Source organism: Pararhodobacter sp., assembly GCF_036802785.1.
GTDB lineage: Bacteria > Pseudomonadota > Alphaproteobacteria > Rhodobacterales > Rhodobacteraceae > Pararhodobacter.
The window spans coordinates 52909-74957 of the sequence record NZ_DAIRVN010000015.1; the positions used below are offsets into that span (position 1 = coordinate 52909).

At 66.5% G+C, this 22049-nt stretch carries 19 protein-coding genes; 16 read left to right on the plus strand and 3 right to left on the minus strand.

Annotation, left to right across the window (positions count from 1 at the left end):
- Positions 1–120: 120 nt before the first annotated feature.
- Entirely contained in the window at positions 121–969 is an 849-nt protein-coding gene (locus V7Q53_RS07760) for an IclR family transcriptional regulator (protein WP_333827959.1), read from the minus strand.
- Entirely contained in the window at positions 966–2195 is a 1230-nt protein-coding gene (locus V7Q53_RS07765) for a CaiB/BaiF CoA transferase family protein (RefSeq protein WP_333827960.1), read from the minus strand. Before V7Q53_RS07765 ends, V7Q53_RS07760 begins: the two co-directional genes overlap by 4 nt.
- 93 nt (positions 2196–2288) lie before the next feature.
- Here V7Q53_RS07765 and V7Q53_RS07770 point away from each other — a divergent pair, with 93 nt between their 5' ends.
- From V7Q53_RS07770 to V7Q53_RS07820, 11 genes are all read left to right on the plus strand, one after another.
- On the plus strand, positions 2289–3632 hold the full coding sequence (locus tag V7Q53_RS07770) for an acyl-CoA dehydrogenase family protein (protein ID WP_333827961.1): 1344 nt from the start codon (positions 2289–2291) through the stop codon (positions 3630–3632).
- Complete coding sequence (locus tag V7Q53_RS07775) at positions 3629–5527, plus strand: TRAP transporter permease (RefSeq protein ID WP_333827962.1); 1899 nt, start codon at positions 3629–3631, stop codon at positions 5525–5527. Before V7Q53_RS07770 ends, V7Q53_RS07775 begins: the two co-directional genes overlap by 4 nt.
- A gap of 35 nt (positions 5528–5562) precedes the next feature.
- Entirely contained in the window at positions 5563–6612 is a 1050-nt protein-coding gene (locus V7Q53_RS07780) for a TAXI family TRAP transporter solute-binding subunit (RefSeq protein WP_333827963.1), read from the plus strand.
- A 60-nt stretch (positions 6613–6672) separates the two neighbouring features.
- Positions 6673–7839: an acyl-CoA dehydrogenase family protein gene (locus V7Q53_RS07785; protein WP_333827964.1), complete on the plus strand. Its 1167-nt coding sequence runs from the start codon at positions 6673–6675 to the stop codon at positions 7837–7839.
- A gap of 3 nt (positions 7840–7842) precedes the next feature.
- Positions 7843–8928, plus strand: a complete 1086-nt coding sequence (locus V7Q53_RS07790; protein ID WP_333827965.1) for an acyl-CoA dehydrogenase family protein — start codon at positions 7843–7845, stop codon at positions 8926–8928.
- Between the two features lie 36 nt (positions 8929–8964).
- Positions 8965–9756: an oxepin-CoA hydrolase, alternative type gene (locus V7Q53_RS07795; RefSeq protein ID WP_333827966.1), complete on the plus strand. Its 792-nt coding sequence runs from the start codon at positions 8965–8967 to the stop codon at positions 9754–9756.
- 4 nt (positions 9757–9760) lie between these two features.
- Entirely contained in the window at positions 9761–10774 is a 1014-nt protein-coding gene (locus V7Q53_RS07800; protein WP_333827967.1) for an NAD(P)H-dependent flavin oxidoreductase, read from the plus strand.
- 192 nt (positions 10775–10966) lie between these two features.
- Positions 10967–12571: a sulfatase family protein gene (locus V7Q53_RS07805; RefSeq protein WP_333827968.1), complete on the plus strand. Its 1605-nt coding sequence runs from the start codon at positions 10967–10969 to the stop codon at positions 12569–12571.
- A gap of 12 nt (positions 12572–12583) precedes the next feature.
- Entirely contained in the window at positions 12584–14032 is a 1449-nt protein-coding gene (locus tag V7Q53_RS07810) for an NAD-dependent succinate-semialdehyde dehydrogenase (protein ID WP_333827969.1), read from the plus strand.
- A gap of 4 nt (positions 14033–14036) precedes the next feature.
- The gene (locus tag V7Q53_RS07815) at positions 14037–15272 is read left to right on the plus strand and encodes a DsbA family protein (RefSeq protein WP_333827970.1); all 1236 of its coding nucleotides are present in this window, start codon (positions 14037–14039) and stop codon (positions 15270–15272) included.
- On the plus strand, positions 15269–16156 hold the full coding sequence (locus V7Q53_RS07820) for a hypothetical protein (RefSeq protein WP_333827971.1): 888 nt from the start codon (positions 15269–15271) through the stop codon (positions 16154–16156). Before V7Q53_RS07815 ends, V7Q53_RS07820 begins: the two co-directional genes overlap by 4 nt.
- A gap of 8 nt (positions 16157–16164) precedes the next feature.
- On the opposite strand, the gene V7Q53_RS07825 is transcribed toward V7Q53_RS07820, so the two are convergent.
- Positions 16165–17118: a LysR family transcriptional regulator gene (locus tag V7Q53_RS07825; protein ID WP_333827972.1), complete on the minus strand. Its 954-nt coding sequence runs from the start codon at positions 17116–17118 to the stop codon at positions 16165–16167.
- Between the two features lie 52 nt (positions 17119–17170).
- On the opposite strand from V7Q53_RS07825, the gene V7Q53_RS07830 reads away from it, so the two are divergent.
- The 5 genes from V7Q53_RS07830 to V7Q53_RS07850 all read left to right on the plus strand — a co-directional run.
- A complete protein-coding gene (locus V7Q53_RS07830) occupies positions 17171–17851 on the plus strand; it encodes a 2-hydroxychromene-2-carboxylate isomerase (RefSeq protein ID WP_333827973.1) in 681 nt (226 codons plus the stop codon).
- Positions 17852–17861: 10 nt separating this feature from the next.
- Complete coding sequence (locus V7Q53_RS07835; protein ID WP_333827974.1) at positions 17862–18761, plus strand: amidohydrolase family protein; 900 nt, start codon at positions 17862–17864, stop codon at positions 18759–18761.
- Positions 18762–18945: 184 nt separating this feature from the next.
- Entirely contained in the window at positions 18946–19929 is a 984-nt protein-coding gene (locus V7Q53_RS07840; protein WP_333827975.1) for an IclR family transcriptional regulator, read from the plus strand.
- Entirely contained in the window at positions 19926–21104 is a 1179-nt protein-coding gene (locus V7Q53_RS07845) for an acyl-CoA dehydrogenase family protein (protein WP_333827976.1), read from the plus strand. Before V7Q53_RS07840 ends, V7Q53_RS07845 begins: the two co-directional genes overlap by 4 nt.
- Positions 21101–22049, plus strand: a 949-nt coding sequence (locus V7Q53_RS07850; protein WP_333827977.1) for a CoA-binding protein, incomplete at its 3' end; no start/stop codon positions are given. The genes V7Q53_RS07845 and V7Q53_RS07850, both read left to right, overlap by 4 nt.

Below are 22049 nucleotides of genomic sequence, written 5' to 3' on the forward strand. Positions count from 1 at the left end.
GATGATTTTTCACGCAGGCTTCATAACAAATTGACATGAAGGCGCGTGACGCAGCACTGATACCCCCCTGAAGGCATATCCCGGAATGCTGAATAGCGGCACTGGATGGCGGTGCCGGGGTCAGGACGGGGGGAGGAGGGTAAACAGCCCCATCTGCCGCAGGGTGTTGGCCGCCTGATGCAGGCGCGGGCCGACATCCTCTTCCATATCCTCGCGCCGGGTGCGGTAGCTGGGCAGCGCGCAGGTCAGGGTGACCGGCAGGCCGTCTTCGGTGAAGCCCAGCGGAGCCGAGGCGGCATAGATCGAGGGGCGCCAGTCACCATAGGACACGCAGAACCCCTCATCCGAGCGGCAGCGCTCGATCGAGGCGACGGTATGCGAAGCAAAGCGCCCGAACAGCTCAGGGTAAGCGAGCCGCGACAGGGCCAGCGTATCGCTGAACTCCTGCCCCGACAGAAGCGACAGAAGCGCCCGCCCGGTGGCCGAAGCCACCAGCGGGCCGGAGATGCCGATTTCGGGCACATGCGGGAAATTCCGCGCCTCACCCGCCGTCTGCACCGAGACGAAATCGCCGCCCGAAACCACCGCCAGCGTGACATTGCCCGAGGTGAACTCGGCCACATCGCGCATCAGCCCCGCGGCCGAATGCCGCCAGCGCGCGGCGGCCAGAACCGGGTAGGCCAGCGTCAGGATCTTGGGTGCCAGCCGGAAGGTGCCGTTCTTGTCGCGGCGGATGAAGCCCTGTGATATCAGTGTCTTGCAAAGCCTTGAAACCGCTGGCCGGTTCAGGCCCAGACGGCGCGCGATATCGGCATTGCTCAGCGTTTCGCCCGCTGTGCGGAAGCATGAAAGCACCTCAAGCCCGCGGATCAGCGTGGTCGAGACCGAGCCGTCGCGCACCAGCTCCTCATGGCCAATGACGACCCCGGCTTCGGCCCAGTCCTTCAGGGTTTCGCTTTCGGAACTCATATGCATTTCTTTTCGCGCAGAGCGTCGATTTCCGTCTCGGTCAAACCAAGCCAGTCGCGATATATGAAATCATTGTCCTTGCCAAGCGCACCCGCCGCCCAGCGCACCTGCCCCGGGGCGTTGCGCATGCGGGGCACCACGTTCTGCATCCGCACCTGCGCGAAATCATCATCGGGCACCGGGATGATCGCCTGACGCTTCTGCATCTGCGGGTCGGCAAAGATCTGATCAATGCTGTAGACCGGCGCCAGCGTGCCATTGGCGGCGCGGAAGGCCGCCAGCACCTCGTCCAGCGTATGCGCGGCGATGAAGGCGCCAAAGACGCGGTCCAGATCGGCGGCATTGCTGACGCGCAGACTGTTGGTGGCAAAGCGCGGGTCTTCGGCCAGTTCGGGCCGGCCGATGGCGCGGGCGTTGTTGCGGAAGGTGACCGCCGTGCTGCCGGCAAGCGAGACATAGCGCTTGTCGGCGGTCATATAGACATCGGAGGGCGCGGAATACTGGTTGCGGTTGCCGCTGCGCTCGCGGATCGCGCCCAGCTGGTCATATTCGATCGCCAGCGATTCAATCATCCTGAGCACGGCTTCGGTCAGCGACAGGTCAATCTCTTCGCCGCGTTCTGGCCGGTCGCGCAGGATGGGCACAAGCGCCGCGCAGACCGCGAAGGCCCCGAAAACCCCGCCGATGGAATCGGCCAGCGGATAGCCGGTGTGCATCGGCGCGCGGTCAGTGTCGCCGGTGATCTGCGTCAGTCCGCCCATAGCCTCGAATATACGGGCAAAGCCGGGCTGGCTGGCATAGGGGCCGTCCTGCCCGAAGGCGCTGACCCGCAGCACCACAAGGCGCGGGTTGGCCGCCCAGAGGGTCTGGATATCCAGCCCCCAGCGGTCCAGCGTGCCGGGACGGAAATTTTCGATCAGCACATCGGTCTGCGCCAGCATGCGCTTGAAAATGGCCGCCCCCTCAGGCTGGCGCAGGTCAAGTGTGCCGTGGCGCTTGCCGCGGTTGGTGACTTTCCACCACAGCGGCTTGCCTTCCTTGAACGGAGGAAAGCCGCGCAGCCCGTCGCCATCGCCGGGCAGTTCCAGCTTGGTCACCTCGGCGCCGAAATCAGCCAGCAGGCTTGCCGCCATGGGGGCGGCGATGATCGTGGCAATGTCCAGCACCCGCAGGCCGCGTAGCGGGCCGGTCGCGCCGGTTGAAAGGGATTTTGGATGATCGGGCATTAAAGGTCCATTTATTGATCTCATATTGACAGAGTGTTACGATATATGAAATATCTCCGTCAACAATAACAATAAAACAAATCCGGGGGGAGAATGGACTTTGAACTGACGCCTGCCGCGCAGGCCATTCGTGACCGCGCCGAGGCCTTTTTTGCCGCCGAAATTCTGCCGCGCCACCGTGACTGGTTTCAGTCGGTCTGCCGCGAAGGGCGCGAGGCGCCGTTCATGCCCGCCCTTCAGCGCAAGGCCCGCGAGCAGGGTTTGTGGAACCTTGCCCTGCCGCTGTTGCGCGATGATGAGCCGGGAACGCGGCTGAGCAATCTGGAATTCGCCCCGGTGGCTGAAATTCTGGGGCGGCTGCCCTGGGGTTCGCAGGTGTTCAACTGTCAGGCGCCCGATGTGCCGAATATGGCGATGCTTCAGGCGCTGGCCACGCCCGCGCAACGCGCCCGCTGGCTGCAACCGCTGCTGGAGGGGCGCACGCGTTCCTCCTATGCGATGACCGAGCCTGATGTGGCCTCGTCTGACGCCAGCAACATCGCCACGCGCATCACCTTTGGCACCGGGCGCGACGAGGGGATGATCACGCTGAACGGGCGCAAGTGGTTTGCGACCGGCGGCGCGCATCCGGATTGCGCGTTCCTGATTGTCATGGGCGTCAGCGACCCCGATGCGCCGCGCCTTGAGCGCCAGAGCATGGTAATTGTGCCCATCGGCACACCCGGCCTGACGCTGGAGCGCGAGTTGTCGTTCATGGGCTGGCGTGACCATGTCGCGCCTATCGGTGAATTCACCCTGCGCGATGTGAAAGTGCCGGTGGAAAACCTGCTGGGCGAACGCGGGCAGGGGTTCCGGGGCGCGCAGGTGCGGCTGGGCCCGGCGCGCATCCATCACTGCATGCGCTGTGTCGGCATGGCCGAGATGCTGGTGTCGCAGATGATCGCCCGCGCCGGTGAGCGCACGACCTTCGGGCGCAGCGTGATTGATTATGACACCGTTCAGGGCTGGATCGCCGAGGCGCGTGTCGAGATTGAGATGGTGCGCCTGTTCATCCACAAGGCCGCCGCCATGGTTGATGCTGCCGATACCGCGGGAACCGGGCAGGGCGGTGGCCCGGCGGTCTGGCGGCAGGTGTCGATGATCAAGATCGCCGCGCCGCGCATGTTGCAGACCATCGCCGACCGTGCGGTGCAGGTGTTCGGCGCGATGGGCGGGGTGGAGGAATCGCTGATCCATCACGCATGGTCTTATGCGCGCTGGTTCCGCATCGGTGACGGCCCTGACGAGGTGCATCTGCGCCAGATCTTCCGCACCGAGCCGAAGCCGGAATGGTCGATTGCCGAGTGCCCCTATATCGCCAGCCCCTCCCCGACAGGGAATGCTGGGACCGGGGAAACGGCAGACGCGCGGCGGCAGGCAGGCGGGAGGCAGCTGTGAATTTCGCAACCCTCAGAACCGGGGCAGGCTATCTGGCCGGGCTGATCGCCGTCGCCATCGCGCTTCAGGCGATCTATGTCTCCTATCAGGGGGCGTTCGACATCGCGTTCACGCGCGCAGGCCTGTTGTGGGCCGGGATCGTGGTTGCCCTGCTGTGCACGCCACTGGCCGATCGCGTCAGCGGCGGCCCGCGCATGCGCGCGCTTGCATGGGCGCTGGACCTTGCGATGATTGTGCTGCTCACGGTGGTGATGTGGCGCTTCATCACGGTGCTGGGCCTGCTGGAGCGCACGATCTACATGTTCACCCGCATGGATGTGATGCTGGCGCTTGCCGGGATCGCCATTCTGCTGGAAACCACGCGCCGCCTGTTCGGATTGCCCATTGTCATCATCTCCGTCGTCGGGCTGGTGTTCTGCTTCATCGGCCCCTGGCTGCCGGGGTTTCTGAACCATTCCGGCATGCGGATGGACCGGGTGATGCTGACGGTCTGGTACAGCTTTCAGGGGGTGTTCGGCATACCGCTGGGCATTGTGATCCAGATGGTGCTGATTTTCATCGTCTTTGGCGCGGTGCTGGAGGGCACCGGCGCCAGCAATGCGCTGATCCGGGTTTCGCTGGCGCTGACCGGGCGCACACGCGGCGGCCCTGCGCATTCGGCGGTGATCGCCAGCGGCTTTTTCGGTGCCATGTCCGGCAGTGTCACGGCGAATGTGGTGGGGACGGGCTCGTTCACCATTCCGATGATCCAGCGGCGGGGTTTCAAACCCGCCATGGCCGGCGGGATCGAGGCCGCGGCCTCGACCGGGGGGCAGATTGTGCCGCCGGTCATGGGCGCTGCGGCCTTCCTGATGGCAGACCTGATCGGGGTGCCCTATGCCACGGTTGCCATTGCCGCGATCATTCCGGCGCTGCTGTTTTACGGCGCGCTGTTTACCGCGATCTCGATTCAGGCCGCCAAGCAGAATATCCAGCCGGTTCCGCTGTCCGAGCGTCTGCCCCTGACGCGGCGTGACCTGCTGGCAAGCCTGCTCTTCCTGATCCCCATCGCGGCGATTGTCGCGGTGCTGGTCATGGGCCGCTCTCCGGCGATGGCGGGTTTTGTCGCCACGCTGACTGCCGCCGTGCTGGGGCTGTTCAACCCGGCGAACTGGAAAGATCCCTGGCTTGTCTGGAAGGTGCTGGTGCAGGCCGGGCGCAACTGTGCCAGCATTCTGGTTGCGGTGGGCTGCATCGGGGTCATTCTGGGGGTGCTGAACCTGACCGGGCTCGGCCTGTCCTTTGCCTCGGCGGTGTCCGGCCTGTCGGAACACTCGCTGCTGGGCTCGCTGATTGTCACCGCGCTGGCCTGCCTGATGCTGGGCATGGGCATGCCGACCTTGCCCGCCTATCTGATCATCGTGCTGGTGCTGGGCCCGGTGCTGACCCGGCTGGGCGCTGATCAGCTGGCGGCGCATATGTTCGTGTTCTATTTCGGGGTGCTGTCGGCGATCACGCCGCCCGTGGCCATCGGCGCCTTTGCTGCGGCACCGATTGCCAAGGCCAATCCGATGGAAACCTCGGTCATGGCGCTGAAGCTTGCGCTGACCGGCTTCCTCATCCCCTTCGTGTTTGTCTATGAGCCCATCCTGCTGCTGATCGGCCCCTTCGATCCGGTGGTGCTGGTGCGGGTCATCGTGTCGCTGTCACTGGCGATCTGGATGCTCAACACGGGGCTTATCGGCTTTGCGGGCAACCGTCTGGGCTGGCCGGAGCGCGGGTTGCGGCTGGGGGTGGCGGCGCTGCTGCTGATCCAGATACCGCAACTGCAACTGGTGATGATCGCCGTGTCGCTGGCGGTGATTCTGGGCAAGACGCTGGCACTGCGGCGCGCGCGGGCGCAGGCGCAGGCCTGAGCGAACGAACGACAATCGTTATCAGGGAGGAACAGATGACGGGATACACGATGAGAAACGCATTGGGCAGAAATACGCTCGGCGCGTTGATGGCCGGGGTGATGCTGCTGGCCGGGGCGGGGGAGGCCTCTGCACAGGGGCGCTCGCTGCAGATGGCCGCGCTGGGCTCGGATTCGCCCACCACGGTCTTTTCCATCGCGGTGAGCGAGGTCTTGCGCCATGAGCTGGGCCACCGCATCCAGCTTGCCACCGGCTCGGCCGCGACGCGGCAGGCGGTAGATGCGGCGACCCAGCAGCTTGACCTCTTTGTCACTGCCGTGTCGATCAACCATTTCATGCAAAACCAGATCAACATGTATGCTGAAATGGAAAACGCGCGCGAGATGTTCGACAATCTGCGGTCGATTCTGAACTATCCGCTGGGCGCCTATCACGGCGTCGTCTGGGCCGACAGCGGCATCACCTCGATGGAGGATTTCGCGGGCCGCCGGGTCTTTGCAGGCCCGCCTGCGGGTGCGGCGCGTACGGTGGTTGAGCAGATCATCAAGGGCACCACCGGCTTTGACCCCAATGATCAGTATGAATCGCTGAACCTTGACTGGGGCGCGGCGGCGCAGGCTTTTCAGGACCGCCAGATCGACGTTTACTTCGTTCCCACACCGATCCCCAGCCCGGCACTGGCGCAGCTTTCGGCGATCGGCGAATTCCGGGTGATCGGCATTCCGCAATCGGCGCTGGACAGCGACGAGATGCAGACCGCCCTCTCCATTCCCGGGCGCAGCCTGAACACCTTGCAGCCGGGCACCTATGCCAATCTGGTCAATGAGGAACCCGTGCAGCTGATCGACTCGCTCGTCGGTCTGGGAACGCATCGCTGGATGAGCGAGGATGAGGTCTATGACATCACCCGCGTGATCTTTGAGAACAACGATGATCTGACCGAGGCCGCGCGCTGGATGGCGGTGATCACGCCGGAAAACGCGCTGGCCGAGATGAACATGCCGCTGCATCTGGGCGCCTATCGCTACTATCAGGAGGTTGGCATCGAGGTGCCTGACCATCTGATGCCGCCCGAACTGCGCTGAAATGCTGCCCCGCGCGGCATGGTCGCGCGGGGTTTCCCCTGACTGAAAACGGACGCCTGAATGGACCTTTCCCTGTCTCCGGCCGATCTGGCCTTCCGTGATGAGGTGCGCGCGTTTCTCGCCGGAAACCTGCCGCCGGACATCTCCGCCACCTTCTTCGCCTGCCGCCGCCACAGCTTTGACGAGATGATGCGCTGGCACCACATTCTGCATGCGAAGGGCTGGGTGGCCCCGCATTGGCCGGTGGCACACGGCGGCGCGGGCTGGAGCGTGCTGCAACAGCATATTTTCGACACCGAGGCGATGGCGGCGGGCGCACCGCGCCTGCGCCCCTTCGCCCTGCGGATGATCGGCCCTATCCTGATCCATTTCGGCAGCGACGCGCAGCGCGCCCGCTTCCTGCCGCCCATGCTCAGCGGTGAGGAATACTGGTGTCAGGGTTTTTCCGAGCCCGGCGCGGGGTCTGACCTTGCCTCGCTGCGCTGCAAGGCGGTGCGCGACGGCGATGATTATATCGTCACCGGCCAGAAAACCTGGACGACGACGGGCCAGCACGCGCAATGGATGTTCGCGCTGGTGCGCACCGATCCGGATGCCGAGCGCCCGCAAAAGGGTATCTCGATGGTGCTGATCGACATGCGCAGCCCCGGTGTGCGGGTGCAGCCGATCATCACCATCGACGGCGACCACCATGTCAACGATGTTTTCCTTGATGCGGTGCGCGTGCCCGCCGGCAACCTTGTCGGGCAGGAAAACAAGGGCTGGGATTATGCCAAGTTCCTGCTCGCGCATGAGCGGGTGACGGTCGCCAATGTCGGGCAGGCCAAGGCCGAGATCACGCTGCTCAAGGGCCTTGCCCGCGCGCGGGGCCGCCTTGATGACCCGGTCTTTGCCACAAGGCTGGTTGATCTGGAAACCGATATGGCGGCGCTGGAAATCACCAATCTGCGCATGCTTTCGCAGCTTGGTCCCGGGCGGGATGCGGGGGCGCTGTCGTCCTTCCTCAAGCTGCGCGGCACCGAGATTCAGCAGCGTATCACCGAACTGGCGATGGAGGTGGCGGGGCCCGAGGCCGCGCCGTGGCGCGAGGATGGCGCGGGCAATGCGCGACGCGGGCCAGAAGGCTATGGCACCCATGGCTGGCTTTTCTCGCGCGCGTTCACGGTTTTCGGCGGCTCCAGCGAGATTCAGAAGAATATCGTTTCTAAACAAATACTTGGACTTTGACATATGATGGATTTTTCGCTGAGCGATGAGCAGCGCATGGTGGCTGACAGCGTGGCGCAGGTGCTGGGTGATCACGGCTTGCCCCGTGCGGGTACCGTGGATCACGCTGCCCTCTGGCGCGCGCTTGCGGGGTTGGAGCTGGCGGGATTGCCTTTTCCTGCCTCTGTCGGCGGGGCAGGGCTGGGCGTCTCCGATCTGACCTTCGCGCTGATCGAGGGCGGGCGCTTTGGCGCGGATCTGCCGCTTGTCTCGTCAGTGCTGCTGCCCGCGCTCTGCCTGCGCCATGGCGGCGCTGATACCCTGCCGCCGGAACTGGTGGCGGCGCTGGTGGCCGGGCATGCCCTGCTGGGTGCGGCGGTGGATGATGCACCGCAAGAGCCGCTGATTGCACAGCCCGCGCGCGACGGCTTCCTGCTGGCCGGGCGCAAGGTGGCCTGCCTGAATGCTGCCGGTGCTGCCGCGCATCTGGTCCTCACGCCGGATGCGGTCTTTCTGGTGCCCGCCGATACGCGGGGGCTAAGCGTGGAGCCCTATGCGCTTGTCGATGGCCGCGCCGCCGCCGATCTGCGCTTTGACGGCGTGGCGCTGTCTGTCACGGCGCGGATCGGCGGCGCGGCCCTGGCGCGGCTGTTGCGCGATGCCGGGGCGCTGGCGCTGGCTGCCGATGCGCTGGGCGCGATGCTGCGCATCAACGTGCTGACGCTGGAGCATCTGAAAACCCGCCAGCAGTTTGGCCAGAAGATCGGCCGGTTTCAGGCGCTTCAGCACCGGATGGTCGATATGGTCCATGAGACCGAGCATATGACCTCGCTTGTCTATCGCGCCGCCATGGCCTGCGATGATGCCGGGGAAGACGGCGGCACCGCCCGCGCCCGCGCCGTCTCGCAGCTGCGCCGTCACCTTGCCACCCGCATCCGCCCGGCTGCGGCCGCCGCCATCCAGTTGCACGGTGGCATCGGCATGACGGCGGAATATGTGCTGGGCGCGCTGGTCAAGCGGGTGCTGGTGGCGGACATGCTGTTCGGCACCGCCGATGACCACGCCGCCCGCCTGCGCCATCTGCTGGTGGCCGAAGCGGCAGCGCTGTAAGAAAAGCCATTCCTGCAAGAAACGAGAGAGCCTGACATGACGGAAACGACCCTCACCCAGGAACGGCGCGGCCCGGTTCTGATACTGACCCTTGATGGCGCGACAACCCGCAATTCGATCAGCCCGCCGCTGTACCGTCAGGTGCAGGAGGCGGTGATCGGTGCCGGGCAGGATGCCTCGGTGCGCGCGATTGTTCTGGCGGGGGCGAACGGTTTCTTCTCGTCCGGCGGCAATATCAACGCGCTCAAGGCCAGCGCGGAAAAGACGCTGGCCGAGGTGACGGTCAATACCGATCTGCTCAATGTGATGATCAAGGCGCTGCGCGACTGCCCCAAGCCGGTGGTCGCCGCGGTCGAGGGGGGCGCGGCGGGGGCCGGGGCCTCGCTGGCGCTGGCCTGCGACATGATTGTGGCGGCGCAGGATGCGAAATTCACCGTCGCCTATGTCAAGGTCGGTCTGACGCCCGATGGCGGCGTGACCCATTTTCTGGCCCAGAGCCTGCCGCGCCAGCTTGTCGCCGAGATGTGCCTGCTGGGCACGCCGGTAGGGGCCGAGCGGCTGCATGCGCTGGGGCTGATCAACAGCCTGTGCGAACCGGGCGCGGCGCTTGAGGATGCGCTGGCGTTGGCCGGGCGTCTGGCCGCCGGGCCGGTGCAGGCCATGGCGTATATCAAGGGGTTGATCGAGAGCGCGCCTGCCGCTGATCTGGCCACGCATCTTGACCGTGAGGCTGCCGGGATCAACCGCGCGCGCTTCGGGGTTGAGGCGCGCGAAGGGCTTGCCGCCTTTCTTGAAAAGCGTAAACCTGACTTTTTCAGCAAGGGTTGAAACCGTGAACCAGATCACTTCTGTCACCACCCGCAACCGCCTGCCGCCCGTTCTGCGCGGCCTGCGCCTGCCGGTCGTCGCCTCGCCGATGTTCATCATCTCCACCCCCGATCTGGTGATCGCGCAATGCACCGCCGGGATTGTCGGCAGCTTTCCCGCCCTCAACGCCCGCGACGAGCCGGGCGGGCCGGTGATGCTGGAGCGCTGGCTGCAACAGATCACCGAGGCGTTGGACCGCCACAATCAGGCCAACCCTGACCACCCCGCCGCGCCCTTTGCCGTCAACCAGATCGTGCACCGCTCGAACGGGCGGCTGGACCGGGACGTGGAGATCTGCGCGCGCTGGAAAGTGCCCATCTGGATCACCTCGCTGGGCGCGCGCCCTGAGGTGAACGAGGCCGCGCATTCCTGCGGTGGCATCACCCTGCATGACGTGATCAACAACCGTTTTGCCCGCAAGGCGGTTGAGAAGGGTGCCGACGGGCTGATCGCCGTGGCCGCAGGGGCCGGTGGCCATGCCGGGCCGGTCAACCCGATCGCGCTTGTGGGCGAGATCCGGCAGTGGTTTGACGGCCCGCTGCTGCTGTCGGGCGCCATTTCAACCGGGCGGGGGATCTTGGCGGCGCGTGCGATGGGGGCTGATCTGGCTTATATCGGCTCGCCCTTCATTGCCACCGAGGAGGCCAATGCGGTTGCCGATTACAAGCAGATGATCGTTGAAGGGGGGGCCGATGATATCGTCACCTCGTCAATCTTCACCGGCGTTTCGGGCAACTACCTGAAACCCTCGATCGCGCGGACCGGGCTGGACCCGGACAACCTGCCGCAAACCAGCACCGACATGAGCTTTGCCGATGGTGACTCGGCCAAGCCGAAGGCCTGGAAAGAGGTCTGGGGCTCGGGGCAGGGTATCGGCGCGGTGCGGGCGGTGCTGCCCGCGCGGGCGCTGGTGGACCGGCTGGCGGGCGAATACGCCACGGCCAAGGCCGAACTGGCGGCGGATCTGGCGGCCGAATAACGGAACCACCGGGCGAAACATCACGCCATTTCGAGCGCGGAGGGGGGCAGCATGCTCCCCTTTTTGCTGTGGTCGGTGCCGGTCGCGCGGACATAAGCCAGACTTATATCATGCAGTCGGAATCCCTATTATTCCGCAGCGCGTTCAACGCGTAACCTGACCGCCATAAACCCCGTCAATGCGGAGAGCGGCATGGCCAAGCGCCCCAATTTCATCCTGTTCATTACCGATCAGCAACGCGTCGATCATCTGGGCTGCTACGGCAACCGGGTTCTGCGCACCCCCGGCATTGATGCGCTGGCGCGGCGCGGCACCCGGTTTGACCGCTTCTATGTCACAAACCCGGCCTGCATGCCCAACCGCGCGGCGATGATCACCGGGCGCACCTCATCGGTGAACGGGGTGCGCTCCAACGGGATTCCGCTGTCGCTGCGCGCCGCGACCTATACGGGCGTGCTGCGGGCGGGGGGGTATCACACGGCGGCGGTCGGCAAGATCCACTTGCAGAACATGACGCCGTGGAAAGCCGTCGCGGGCAGGCCAGATCATGGAAGCCACCAGCCGCCGCCGCCGGGAATGGATGAGGCGGTGATCGAAGACCTGTCGCACCCGCTTTACAATCAGGAGACGGCGACGGCGTGGGAAGACCCCGCGCATGACCTGACGCTGCCCTATTACGGGTTCGAGCATGTGGACCTGACCGCGATGCATTGCGATCAGGTCCATGGCCATTACAGCCGCTGGCTGGAGGCAAAGCATCCGGGGTCAAAAAAGCTGATCGGGCCGGAAAATGCGCTGCCCTGGGACGGCGGCATGTCAGATTTTCAGGCTTGGCGCACCCGCGTCCCCGAAGAGCTGTATTCAACCTTTTATATCCGCGACCATGCCGAGGCGTTCCTGCGCAAGCGCGCCACCGGCGCCGATGACCGGCCCTTCTTCCTGCAATGCTCGTTCAATGACCCGCACCATCCGTTCACGCCACCGGGCAAGTATTTCGACATGTATGGCCCCGCCGATATCGAACTGCCGCCCAGCTTTCATCTGCGCGGCAACGAGTTGCCCGAACCTGTGCGGCTGCTGCGCGAGGCGCGCGACGGCGGCACGCAGGACCGCAATTCATGGATCGCGCAGGCGGTTCATGAAAGCGATGTCCGGCAGGCCATCGCGCTGACCTATGGCTCCATCTCGATGATCGACGATGCGATTGCGCGGATCGTTCAGGTGCTGGGGGAAACCGGGCAGGACCGGGACACGGTGATCATGTTCACCTCGGACCACGGCGATTTCATGGGCGACCACCAGCTCATGCTCAAGGGTCCGATGCATTACGATGGTCTGGTGCGTGTGCCCTTCGTCTATGTCGACCCGGCGCTTGAGGGGCAGCAGAAGGCGCAGACCGGCAGCCTTGCCTCCACCATCGATATCTCGGCCACGGTGCTGGACCGGGCGGGGCTGGCGCCGTTCAACGGCTTTCAGGGCACCTCGCTGCTGGGGGCGGTGACGGGCACCGCGCCCGACCGCGAAGAGGTGCTGATCGAAGAGGACAACCAGCGCGCCTTCCTTGGTTTCCGCGAGCCGGTGCGCCTGCGCACGTTGATGACCCCGCGCTATCGCCTGAGCGTCTATCGCGGGGCTGAGCGCGGTGAGCTGTATGACCTTCAGGAAGACCCGATGGAGGTGGTGAACCTGTGGTCAGACCCCGCCCATGTGCAGACCCGGCGCGAACTGACCGAGCGCCTGCTGCAACGCATGCTGCGCATGCAGGACACCAGCCCCATCGCCACCGGACAGGCCTGAAAGGTATCTCCCATGACCCGCTCTGACCCCACTCCTTACCCGCAGCCCGCGCTTCTGATTGATGGCGAATGGATCACCGATACCGGCGCGGGTGAGCCGGTTCTGAACCCCGCCACCGAGGCCGTTCTTGGCCATCTGCCCCATGCCGATACCGCGCTGCTGGACCGCGCGGCGCAGGCTGCCGCGCGCGCCTTCACCCGCTGGTCGGTCACCCCGGCGCTGGAGCGCAAGCGCATCCTCAACCGCGCGGCGGATATCCTGCGTGCGCGCAGCGAGGTGATTGCGCAATGGATGGCGCTTGAACAGGGCAAGCCGGTGGCCGAAGCGCGCGGCGAGCTGGCCGGGGCGGCCGATATTTTTGAATGGTATGGCGACGAAGCGCCGCGCCTATACGGGCGCATTGTGCCCGCGCGTGGCCCGGGCCTGCGCCATGAGGTGCAGCGCCTTCCGGTCGGCGCGGTCGCGGGTTTCGCGCCGTGGAACTTTCCCGCGCTGACGCCCGCGCGCAAGATCGCGGGGGCGCTGGCGGCGGGCTGTACCATTGTCATGAAACCGTCAGAGGAGACCCCGGCCACGGCCATCGCCATCGCCCATGCGCTGGAAGAGGCCGGGTTGCCGCCGGGCTGTCTGAACCTTGTCTTCGGTGTGCCCGCGCAGATATCGGAATATCTGATCCCGCATCCGCTGATCCGCAAGATCTCCTTCACCGGCTCCACGCAGGTTGGCCGCCATCTGGGCGCGCTGGCCGCAGGGTCCGTGAAACGCGCCACGATGGAGCTGGGCGGGCATGCGCCGGTGGTCGTCAGCGCCGATGCGCCGCTCGATCAGGTGATCCCGCTGCTGGTCGGCGCGAAGTTCCGCAATGCCGGGCAGGTCTGCATCTCGCCCTCACGCTTCTTTGTCGAGCGCGGCATCTATGACCGCTTCACCGAGCGCTTTGCCGAGGCCGCAGCGGCGCTGGTGGTGGGTGCGGGCACCAGCGCAGGGGTGCAGATGGGGCCGCTTGCGAATGACCGGCGTCTTGCGGCCATGGCGCGCTTCATGGAGGATGCCGGTGCGCGCGGACTGCGCCGGGTGACGGGCGGCGCGCGGATCGGCAATCAGGGGTATTTCTGGCAACCCACCGTCATCGCCGATGCAACCGATGACTGCCTTCTGATGACCGAGGAGCCCTTTGGCCCCATCGCCCCGATCACCCCGTTCGATGATCTGGATGAGGCCCTGAAACGCGCCAATGCGCTGCCCTACGGGCTGGCGGCCTATGGCTTCAGCGGCTCTCAGGCCACGGCCAACCGGCTGGCGGCGGGGTTGCGCGCGGGGATGGTCGGTGTCAACAGCATGGCGATTTCCATTGCGGAGCTGCCCTTCGGCGGGGTGGGCGACAGCGGCTACGGCTCGGAAGGGGGCACCGAGGGGCTGGAGGGTTATCTGGAAACCCGCCTTGTCAGTCAGACGGTCTGAGCGCATGCAGATCACGGCTGCCCCCGCGCTGCTGACGGTTTTTCACCGGCCGGATGACCCCTGGAGCGTGCTGTTGTTGCAATGCCTGCCCGGGCTGGTGGCGCAGTATGATGTGCAATTGCGCTTCGTCACAGTGCCGCTGCCGGGGCCGGATTTCGCGCCGCGCCCGCCCGCGCTGATGGCCAATGGCCTGCGCGATGCCGCCGACCTCCGCCGCCACCTTGCGCTTGCCTTTCCGGCCGAGCCGCGCGCGCCGGACCCCGCCGATACCGCGCTGGCCACGCGCATCCTGCTGGCGCGGCGTGACAGCGCCAGCTACCTCGACACCGCGCTCACGCTGGGCGCGGCGCTTTTTGCCGCCCCGGAGGCGGCGCAGCGGGTGCTGGCGCGGTCCGAAAAGACCATTGCCCTGCCCACACCGGAACAGGCCGCTGCCACCCTTGCCGCGAACGGCGAAGCCCAGCAGGCGCTGGGGCATTACCACAGCGCCATGATCCATTTCGAGGGCGGCTGGTACTGGGGCATCGACCGGCTGTTTCATCTGGAAACCGTGCTGATCAACCGTGGTTTCCGGCGCGGCACCGGGGTGCCCGGTGTTGTCCCGCATCGTGCAACGCCTGCGTTGCCCGCGCTGAATCTGCCGCCGGGGGCTGAGCCTGAGTTGCGCTTCTACTGCTCGTTCCGCAGCCCCTATGCCTATATCGCCGCCGCGCGCACCTTCGCTTTGGGGCGGCGGTACCGGCTGCGGGTTTCGCCCCGGCTGATCATCCCGATGAAGATGGCCGGTTTCGCCATTCCAAAGATCAAGGCCGATTACTTCCGCACCGATTGCGCGCGCGAAGGGTTGCGCCACGGCGTGCCGTTCGGCCATTTCACCGACCCGTTCGGCGCGGGGCTGAGGCGGGCGATGGCGCTTTATCCGCTGGCCGAGGCGGCGGGGCAGGGTGAGGCATGGATTCTGTCGGTCATGCGCGGCGTCTGGGTCGAAGGGCGCGATCTGGCCGATGACACCGACCTTGCGGCGCTCGCCGCCCGCGCCGGGCTGGACCCTGCGGAGGCGCTGCGCCACGCCGACCCTGACGCCGACCTGTCATGGGCCGACCGCCACCGCGAGGAACTGGCGCGGTATGACCAGTACGCCGCGCCGGTCTTTGTCATCGGCGATTACATGACATGGGGGCAGGACAGGCTGTGGATGCTGGAGGCCGTGCTGGAACGCGCGCTGGCGCGGCGGGCATGACAGCGGCTGCGCATCCGCTTGTCGCTGAGGTGGCCGATGATGCGCAGGCGCCGCCCGATATTGCGCTGCTTTATGGCGATATCCGCCGCACGCTGGGCAATGAGGTGGTCAATCTGGTGTTCCGCAGGCTGGCGGCGCAGGGCGCGCCGCTGCTCGCCGTGGTCTGGCACTGCCTGCGCCCGGCCTATACCGATGGCCGCCTTGAGGCGTTGGCCGCCCGGCTGTTGCCGGAATTGCCCATGCTGACAGACAGCGGGGCAGCGGGCGTCAACTCTTGGCCCAACCGGACAGAGGCCGCCGCCATGCGCCGCATCATGCTGGCGTATGACCGCAACAACCGCCGCAACCTGATCGCCTTCACCGCCCTGTTCAGCACGCCGGTCACCGCGCCCCCGGCGCTCCGACGTCCCGGCAGGAAGGCCACGCCACGGGTGCCTTCCGTGCCAGATGACTGGCTTGAGGCGATGCGCGCCGCTCCCCTCGCCAGTGCCCTGCCGCTCTGGCCTGACAGCGCGGCGCTGGACGGGCCGGTGCGCGACTGCCTTGCCCGGCTTGACCGTTTTGGCGATCCGGGCAAGGGGCCGCCCCTTGCCAGCCTCTATCGCCACCTTGCGCATTGGCCCGCCTTTCTGACTGACGCCGAAACCCGCCTGACCCCGCTTCAGGCCAGCGGCTGTCTGGCGCGCGCCACCGCCCGCACGCGCGCGCAGGCTGAAACGGCGGCGCGGTTGTTGCCTGATCTGGCGGTTGACCCTGTGATGCAGGCGCGCCTGGAGCCGGTGATCGGCGATCTGGTGCGGCGCACCTTGCCCAAGATGGTGCCGATCGGCCGCCTGCTGGGCGCGATGCTGCTGCCGCCGTCCGCAAAGGGTGACGGGCGATGAGCGGCGCGTCAGGCCGGGGTGATCAACTGGTGCATGCGTGCGCTCACCGCGCCGGTCCGCTCCCGCAGCACCCGCTCGGTCAGCAGCCGCGCCGCTTCCAGCGCCCGGCGCCGCCCGGCAGGCAGGCCCGGGGTACGGCGCACCGCCCAGACCCAGCCGCGCAGGATTTCAGGCGCAACAATCGGCGCGGCGCTCAGCCGCCCCTCGGCCAACTGCTCAACAAAGGCAATCGGCGCGAGCACCGCATAACCCTCACCCGCAGCGATGAAACGGGTGGTTTCGCTGACCACATTGATCACGAACTTGGCCTTGAGTTGCACGCCCTCGGCCTCGGCGGCGGCGCGGGTCAGCTGATAGAGGGCGTTGCGCTCTTCCTGCAGGATCAGCGCGAAGCGGCCCAGATCGGCCAGCGCGACCGTGTCGCCCGGCGCAAACGCCCCGGGCGGCCCCACCAGATAGAGCCGCTCCGACAGTATCGGCCGTGTCTCCAGATCGGGGTTTTCCTGCCCGTGGAACAGAACCGCCGCATCAATGCGCTCGCTCAGCAGCCATTCGGACAGATAGGCGCTCATCCCCTCGCTCAGTTGCAGCCGGGGCGCGGCGGCATCCTGTGTGGCGGCCTGCATCAGCGGCTGGGTGATCAGCGGGCTGACGGTCATCGGCAGGCCCAGCCGCACCTCCTCAATGCTGCTGCCCGGGCCCATCGCCGGGCCCAGCCGCTCAAGCGTGGTGAACACCTCGGCGCCGATTGCCGCCACCTCGCGCCCGCGCGCGGTGGGCCGCACGCCGCTGGCCGAACGCTCAAGCAGTTGCGCACCCAGCGCGGTTTCCAGCGTGCGGATATGCTGGCTGACAGCGGGCTGGGCGATGTTCAGCGCCTGCGCGGCCCGGGTCATGCTGCCGGTCTCGATGGCCGCCAGAAGGCAGCGCAGATGGCGCAGTTCGATCAGATTTCGGCGCATTCCCGGTTGTTTCCCACCGAAGTTCCCTTTCGCCCGGACAGGAGTTTTCCCCATGACACTGCATCTTGAAACCTATTGGTCCTTCCGCAGCCCCTATTCCTATCTGGCCACGCCCCGGCTGGTGGCTTTCGCCGCCGCCCATGACGTGACCGTCACCATACGCCCGGTGCGCCCGCTCGCAACCCGCGATCCGGCGTTTTTCACGCGGATGGGGCCGGGCTGGCGGCCCTATCTGTTCATCGACACCGCCCGGCAGGCCGACTATCTGGGCCTGCCCTTTCGCCGCCCGGTGCCCGACCCCATCGTGCAGGACCCGGCGACGCATGTGATTGCCACGGACCAGCCGCATATCCGTCGCCTGACCCATCTGGGCATCGCCGCCGCCGAGCGGGGGCGGGGGCTGGAATATATCGACGCGGTATCGCGGCTGCTGTGGTCCGGCGCGGTGGATAACTGGCATGAGGGGGACCATCTGGCGCGCGCGGCGGCAAGCGCCGGGCTTGACCATGCAGAGCTGAGCGCGGCAATCACCGGCGACCCGGGGCATCATGACCGCGCGCTGGAGGCTAACGAGGCCGCGCTGACGGCAGCCGGGCATTGGGGCGTGCCCTGTTTCGTCTTCAACGATGAGCCGTTCTTCGGGCAGGACCGTTTTGACCAGCTTGTCTGGCGGATGCGCCAGAACGGGCTTGCCGCGCGCGCCACTGCATCGCACTCTGACCTCGCAACCTGAGGGGAAGCGTATGTCTGTCACCGCTGGTCCAGCGTTTCATTGCGCCGCGCCGCTTCTGGTCACCCGCGCGCCCAGTTTTGTGCCGCCGCCCGGCGCATGCGATTGCCATTCCCATGTCATCGGCCTGCCGCCCGCGCATCCTTTCGTGGCGGAGCGCAGCTACACCCCGCCCGAGGCCACGCCCGCCGCCTATCTGGGAAATCTCAGGGCGCTGGGGATGGCGCGCGGGGTGCTGGTGACGGTCTCGGTGCATGGCGATGATAACCGGCTGATGAGCGACACCATCGCCGCGCATCGGGACCGGCTTGCCGGGGTGGCGGTCGTGCGCCCGGATGTCAGTGCGCGCACGCTGGATGCACTGGGGGAGGCCGGGGTGCGCGCCCTGCGGCTGAACATGCTGTTCGGCGGCGGCACCGGTCTTGCGGCGCTGGATGTGCTTGCCCCGCTGTGTGCCGCGCGGGGCTGGCATCTGGAGCTGTTGCTTGACGGGCTGCTTCTGCCCGGTCTGGAACAGCGGCTGGCGGGTCTGCCGGTGCCCGTGGTGATTGACCATATGGGCCATCTGCCCCCCGCCGGAACCGGGCAGGACAGCGCGCGCGATGCGGCCATTTCGGCGCTGCTGCGGCTGCTGGAGAACGGGCGCACATGGGTCAAGCTTTCGGGTGCCTACCGCTCTTCCGCCGGGGCTGCGCCCTGGGTTGATACCCTGCCGCTTGCCCGCCAGCTTCACGCCGCGCGCCCTGATCGCTGTATCTGGGGCTCGGACTGGCCGCATGTCGCGCAGGTGCGGATGGGCTTTTCCCCGGTCTATACGCTGGACTGGCTGGGCCGGGTGATTCCCGATGCGGCGGGGCGCGCTGAAGTTCTGGTGGACAATCCCGCCCGGCTCTACGGCTTTCAAGGCGTTTGAGTGCCGTCTCAGGTATCCGGTATAATATCATAACATCAGTAGGTTGAAGCGCACACTTCAGAGCATGTCTGAAGTGTGTTTTCCGTTATGCGGAAACGACAGCGCCACCTCAGAAAAGGCTTGACCCAAGGGCATCGCAGTCCCTACTTTTCTTATAAGAGGAAATTTCGGAAATAGAAAAAATATGGATGAGCAATATGCGCTCAAAACCGTGGGCCGTGCTTTTGCGGTGCTGCGGGTGGTCGGGCAGGCCGGCGCGCCTGTCACCTTGTCGGAGGTCTCTGCCGCCTCGGGCATGAGCACGACCATCGCCTTTCGCTTTCTGCGCACCCTTGAAGCCGAGGGCTACCTGCGCCGCGACGCCCAGAAGCGCTACACGCTGGCGCAGGGCGAAACGGGTGAACTGGGGCTGGCGGCGGGCGTGGCCTTGCTGGACCGGATCGCGCAGGCCGGGGCCGAAGGCGTGACGCCGGGTGCACTGGCCGCGGCTGCCGGGCAGGGTGAGGGGCAGATCCTGCGAGCGCTGCAAACCCTGCGCGTGGCGGCGGCGGTGGAATATGACCCGGCGCGCGAGCGCTGGATCATTGCCGGGGCGATGATCCGCTTTCTGCGCCCGCTGATGAACGATCAGGCGCTGACCCGGCTGATCCGTCCGATGATGAATGACCTTGCCGCCCGCTATGGTGAAACCGTCAGCTGGTTTGTGCCCGCGACCTGGGACCAGGTAGTGGCCGAAGTGGTGCCAAGCCGTCACCCGGTGCGCTATGTGCTGGAGGTCGGCGCACGCTATGCCTGCTATGCCGGGGCCGGTGGCAAGGCGCAGCTTGCCGCCCTGCCGGAGGCCGAGGTGGAGGCGTGGCTGAAAACGCTCAAGCCCGTGCAGCAGACCGATTTCGTGATCGACCCGGCGCGGCTGGGGCGGGAATTGCGCGAGATCCGGGCGCTGGGCTTTGCCACGTCAGCGAGTGAACGGGTGCCGGGTGCGGCCTCGGCGGCGGCGCCGGTGATTGGCCCGGCGGGCCGTTTTCTGGGCGTGGTCAGCGTGATGATGCCCGAATACCGCAGCACTCCGGCCCTTCTGGCGCAGATCGGCGCGGATATCAGCCAACAAACCGCGCAGCTTTTCGGGGCACGCAGGACAGAAACCACAGGAGAGATCGCATCGTGATCCGTGATGAAACGCGCCAGACGGCGCTGCTGAAAGATGTGCATGACTGGGTGCGCGCTGTCGCCCATCCGAATGAAGACCGTGTTGCCGCGCTGGATGAAGTGCCTGCCGATATCGTGCAGGACATGGCCGCGCGGGGCTATTTCGGCTGGTCGATCCCCGCGGAATACGGCGGGCTGGGGCTGACCACCGAAGAGCTGGCGCAGGCGGCGATGGAGCTGTCGCAATGCGCCGTGGCCTACCGGGCGCGGGTGGGCACCAATACCGGCATCGGGTCCGAGGCGCTGGTGGCCGATGGCACCGAGGCCCAGAAACAACGCTTCCTGCCCGCGCTCGCCAGCGGCCGCGCCACCGGCTGTTTCGCCCTGACCGAGCCCAATGCGGGCTCGGATGCCACGGCGGTTGAGACGACGGCGCGGCGCGAGGGGGATGAATACATCCTCGACGGGATGAAATGCTACATCACCAACGCGCCCATCGCCGATCTGTTCACCGTGATCGCCCGCACCGACCCGGAACAGCCCGGCGCGCGGGGCCTGAGCGCCTTTGTGGTGGAGCGTGATACGCCGGGGCTGAGTACCTCGGCCCCCTACAAGATGATGGGGCAGGCAGGCTCGCCGGTCGGTGAGGTGCATTTCACCGGCGCGCGGGTGCCCGCCGAAAACCTGATCGGCGGGGTTGAGGGGCAGGGCTTCCGCACCGCCATGCGGGTGCTGAACAAGCAACGCATCCATCTGGCCGCGCTTTGCACCGGCCCCGCCATCCGCATGTTCGACCTGGCGATGGACCATGCCGAAAAGCGCCACCAGTTCGGCAAGCCGGTCGCCGATTTCCAGTTGGTGGCGGCGCTGCTGGCCGATTGCCAGACCGAGATTCACGCCGCCCGCGCACTGGTGCTGGAAACGGCGCGCGCCCGTGACCGGGGCGAGGATATCGCGCTTCAGGCTTCCATCTGCAAATATTTCGCCTCCGAGATGTGCGGGCGGGTGGCGGACCGGGCGGTGCAGGTGTTCGGCGGCGCGGGTTTCGTGGCCGATCACAGCCCGATCGAGCGCTATTACCGCGATGTGCGGCTGTTCCGGCTCTATGAGGGCACCAGCCAGATCCATCAGCTCAACATCACCAAGCAGACCCGCGCCCGGCGCGCAAAGGCACAGGAGAAGGCGGAGGGATGAAGGATATGGCGTCAAACCCCTGGCCGATGAACGCGCTTTTCGCCCCCCGTGCGGTGGCCGTGATCGGCGCGAGTGAGACCCCCGGCTCGGTCGGGCGCGATGTGGTGGAAATCCTGCAGCACAAGGGTTTCACCGGCACGATCCTGCCGGTCAATCCCAAGTATGAAACGCTGCTGGGCCTGCCCTGCTTTGCCCATGTCTTTGATCTGCCGCCCGGCGTGGACCTTGCCGCCATCGCGCTGCCTGCCCGCGCTGTGCCCGAAGCGGTGCGCGCGGTCGGGGCTGCGGGCATTCCCTTTGCGGTGATTTTTGCCTCCGGCTTTTCCGAGACGGGGGAGGAGGGCGCACGCCTTCAGCAGGAGGTTGTGCGCATTGCCCGGCGTGCGGGGGTGCAGCTGATCGGACCCAATTGTCAGGGCCTGATGAATGTCGATGGTGGGGTGCATGTCGGTTTCGGCCCGGCCTACCGGCAGACCTACCGGCGCGGGGCGGTGTCGATTGTCTCGCAATCGGGGGCATTCGGCAATTCGATCCTGATGGGGCTGGATGGCGAGGGGGTGGGCACGCGCCACTATATCTCCACCGGCAACGAGGCGATGACCGGCGCGCTGGATGTCATCGACGCGATGCTGGGCGACAGCGGAACACGGGTGATCGCGGGCTATGTCGAGGGGCTGCGCGATCCGGGCAGGCTGCGCGATGTGGCCGCCCGGGCGCGGGCACGCGATGTGCCGCTGGTGCTGTGGAAGGTGGGCCGTTCCGAGGTGGGCGCGCGCGCCGCCGCCTCGCATACCGCCAGCCTAGCGGGCGATGACCGGCTGTACCGCGCGGCCTTTGCCCAGCTTGGCATTGTCGAGGTGGGCGATATCGGCGAGATGGCCGATTGCGTGCGCGCGCTTGAAAACGGGCGCCGCGCTGCCGGGCCGCGCGTGGGGGTGGTGACGG

Bases quoted from the DNA above. Each gene is read 5' to 3' on its own strand.
- V7Q53_RS07805 (WP_333827968.1), top strand. From the start codon at position 10,967: ATGGCCAAGCGCCCCAATTTCATCCTGTTCATTACCGATCAGCAACGC.
- V7Q53_RS07840 (WP_333827975.1), top strand. From the start codon at position 18,946: ATGGATGAGCAATATGCGCTCAAAACCGTGGGCCGTGCTTTTGCGGTG.
- V7Q53_RS07780 (WP_333827963.1), top strand. From the start codon at position 5,563: ATGACGGGATACACGATGAGAAACGCATTGGGCAGAAATACGCTCGGC.
- V7Q53_RS07790 (WP_333827965.1), top strand. From the start codon at position 7,843: ATGATGGATTTTTCGCTGAGCGATGAGCAGCGCATGGTGGCTGACAGC.
- V7Q53_RS07765 (WP_333827960.1), bottom strand. From the start codon at position 2,195: ATGCCCGATCATCCAAAATCCCTTTCAACCGGCGCGACCGGCCCGCTA.
- V7Q53_RS07795 (WP_333827966.1), top strand. From the start codon at position 8,965: ATGACGGAAACGACCCTCACCCAGGAACGGCGCGGCCCGGTTCTGATA.
- V7Q53_RS07820 (WP_333827971.1), top strand. From the start codon at position 15,269: ATGACAGCGGCTGCGCATCCGCTTGTCGCTGAGGTGGCCGATGATGCG.
- V7Q53_RS07770 (WP_333827961.1), top strand. From the start codon at position 2,289: ATGGACTTTGAACTGACGCCTGCCGCGCAGGCCATTCGTGACCGCGCC.
- V7Q53_RS07810 (WP_333827969.1), top strand. From the start codon at position 12,584: ATGACCCGCTCTGACCCCACTCCTTACCCGCAGCCCGCGCTTCTGATT.
- V7Q53_RS07785 (WP_333827964.1), top strand. From the start codon at position 6,673: ATGGACCTTTCCCTGTCTCCGGCCGATCTGGCCTTCCGTGATGAGGTG.
- V7Q53_RS07825 (WP_333827972.1), bottom strand. From the start codon at position 17,118: ATGCGCCGAAATCTGATCGAACTGCGCCATCTGCGCTGCCTTCTGGCG.
- V7Q53_RS07760 (WP_333827959.1), bottom strand. From the start codon at position 969: ATGAGTTCCGAAAGCGAAACCCTGAAGGACTGGGCCGAAGCCGGGGTC.
- V7Q53_RS07830 (WP_333827973.1), top strand. From the start codon at position 17,171: ATGACACTGCATCTTGAAACCTATTGGTCCTTCCGCAGCCCCTATTCC.
- V7Q53_RS07815 (WP_333827970.1), top strand. From the start codon at position 14,037: ATGCAGATCACGGCTGCCCCCGCGCTGCTGACGGTTTTTCACCGGCCG.
- V7Q53_RS07835 (WP_333827974.1), top strand. From the start codon at position 17,862: ATGTCTGTCACCGCTGGTCCAGCGTTTCATTGCGCCGCGCCGCTTCTG.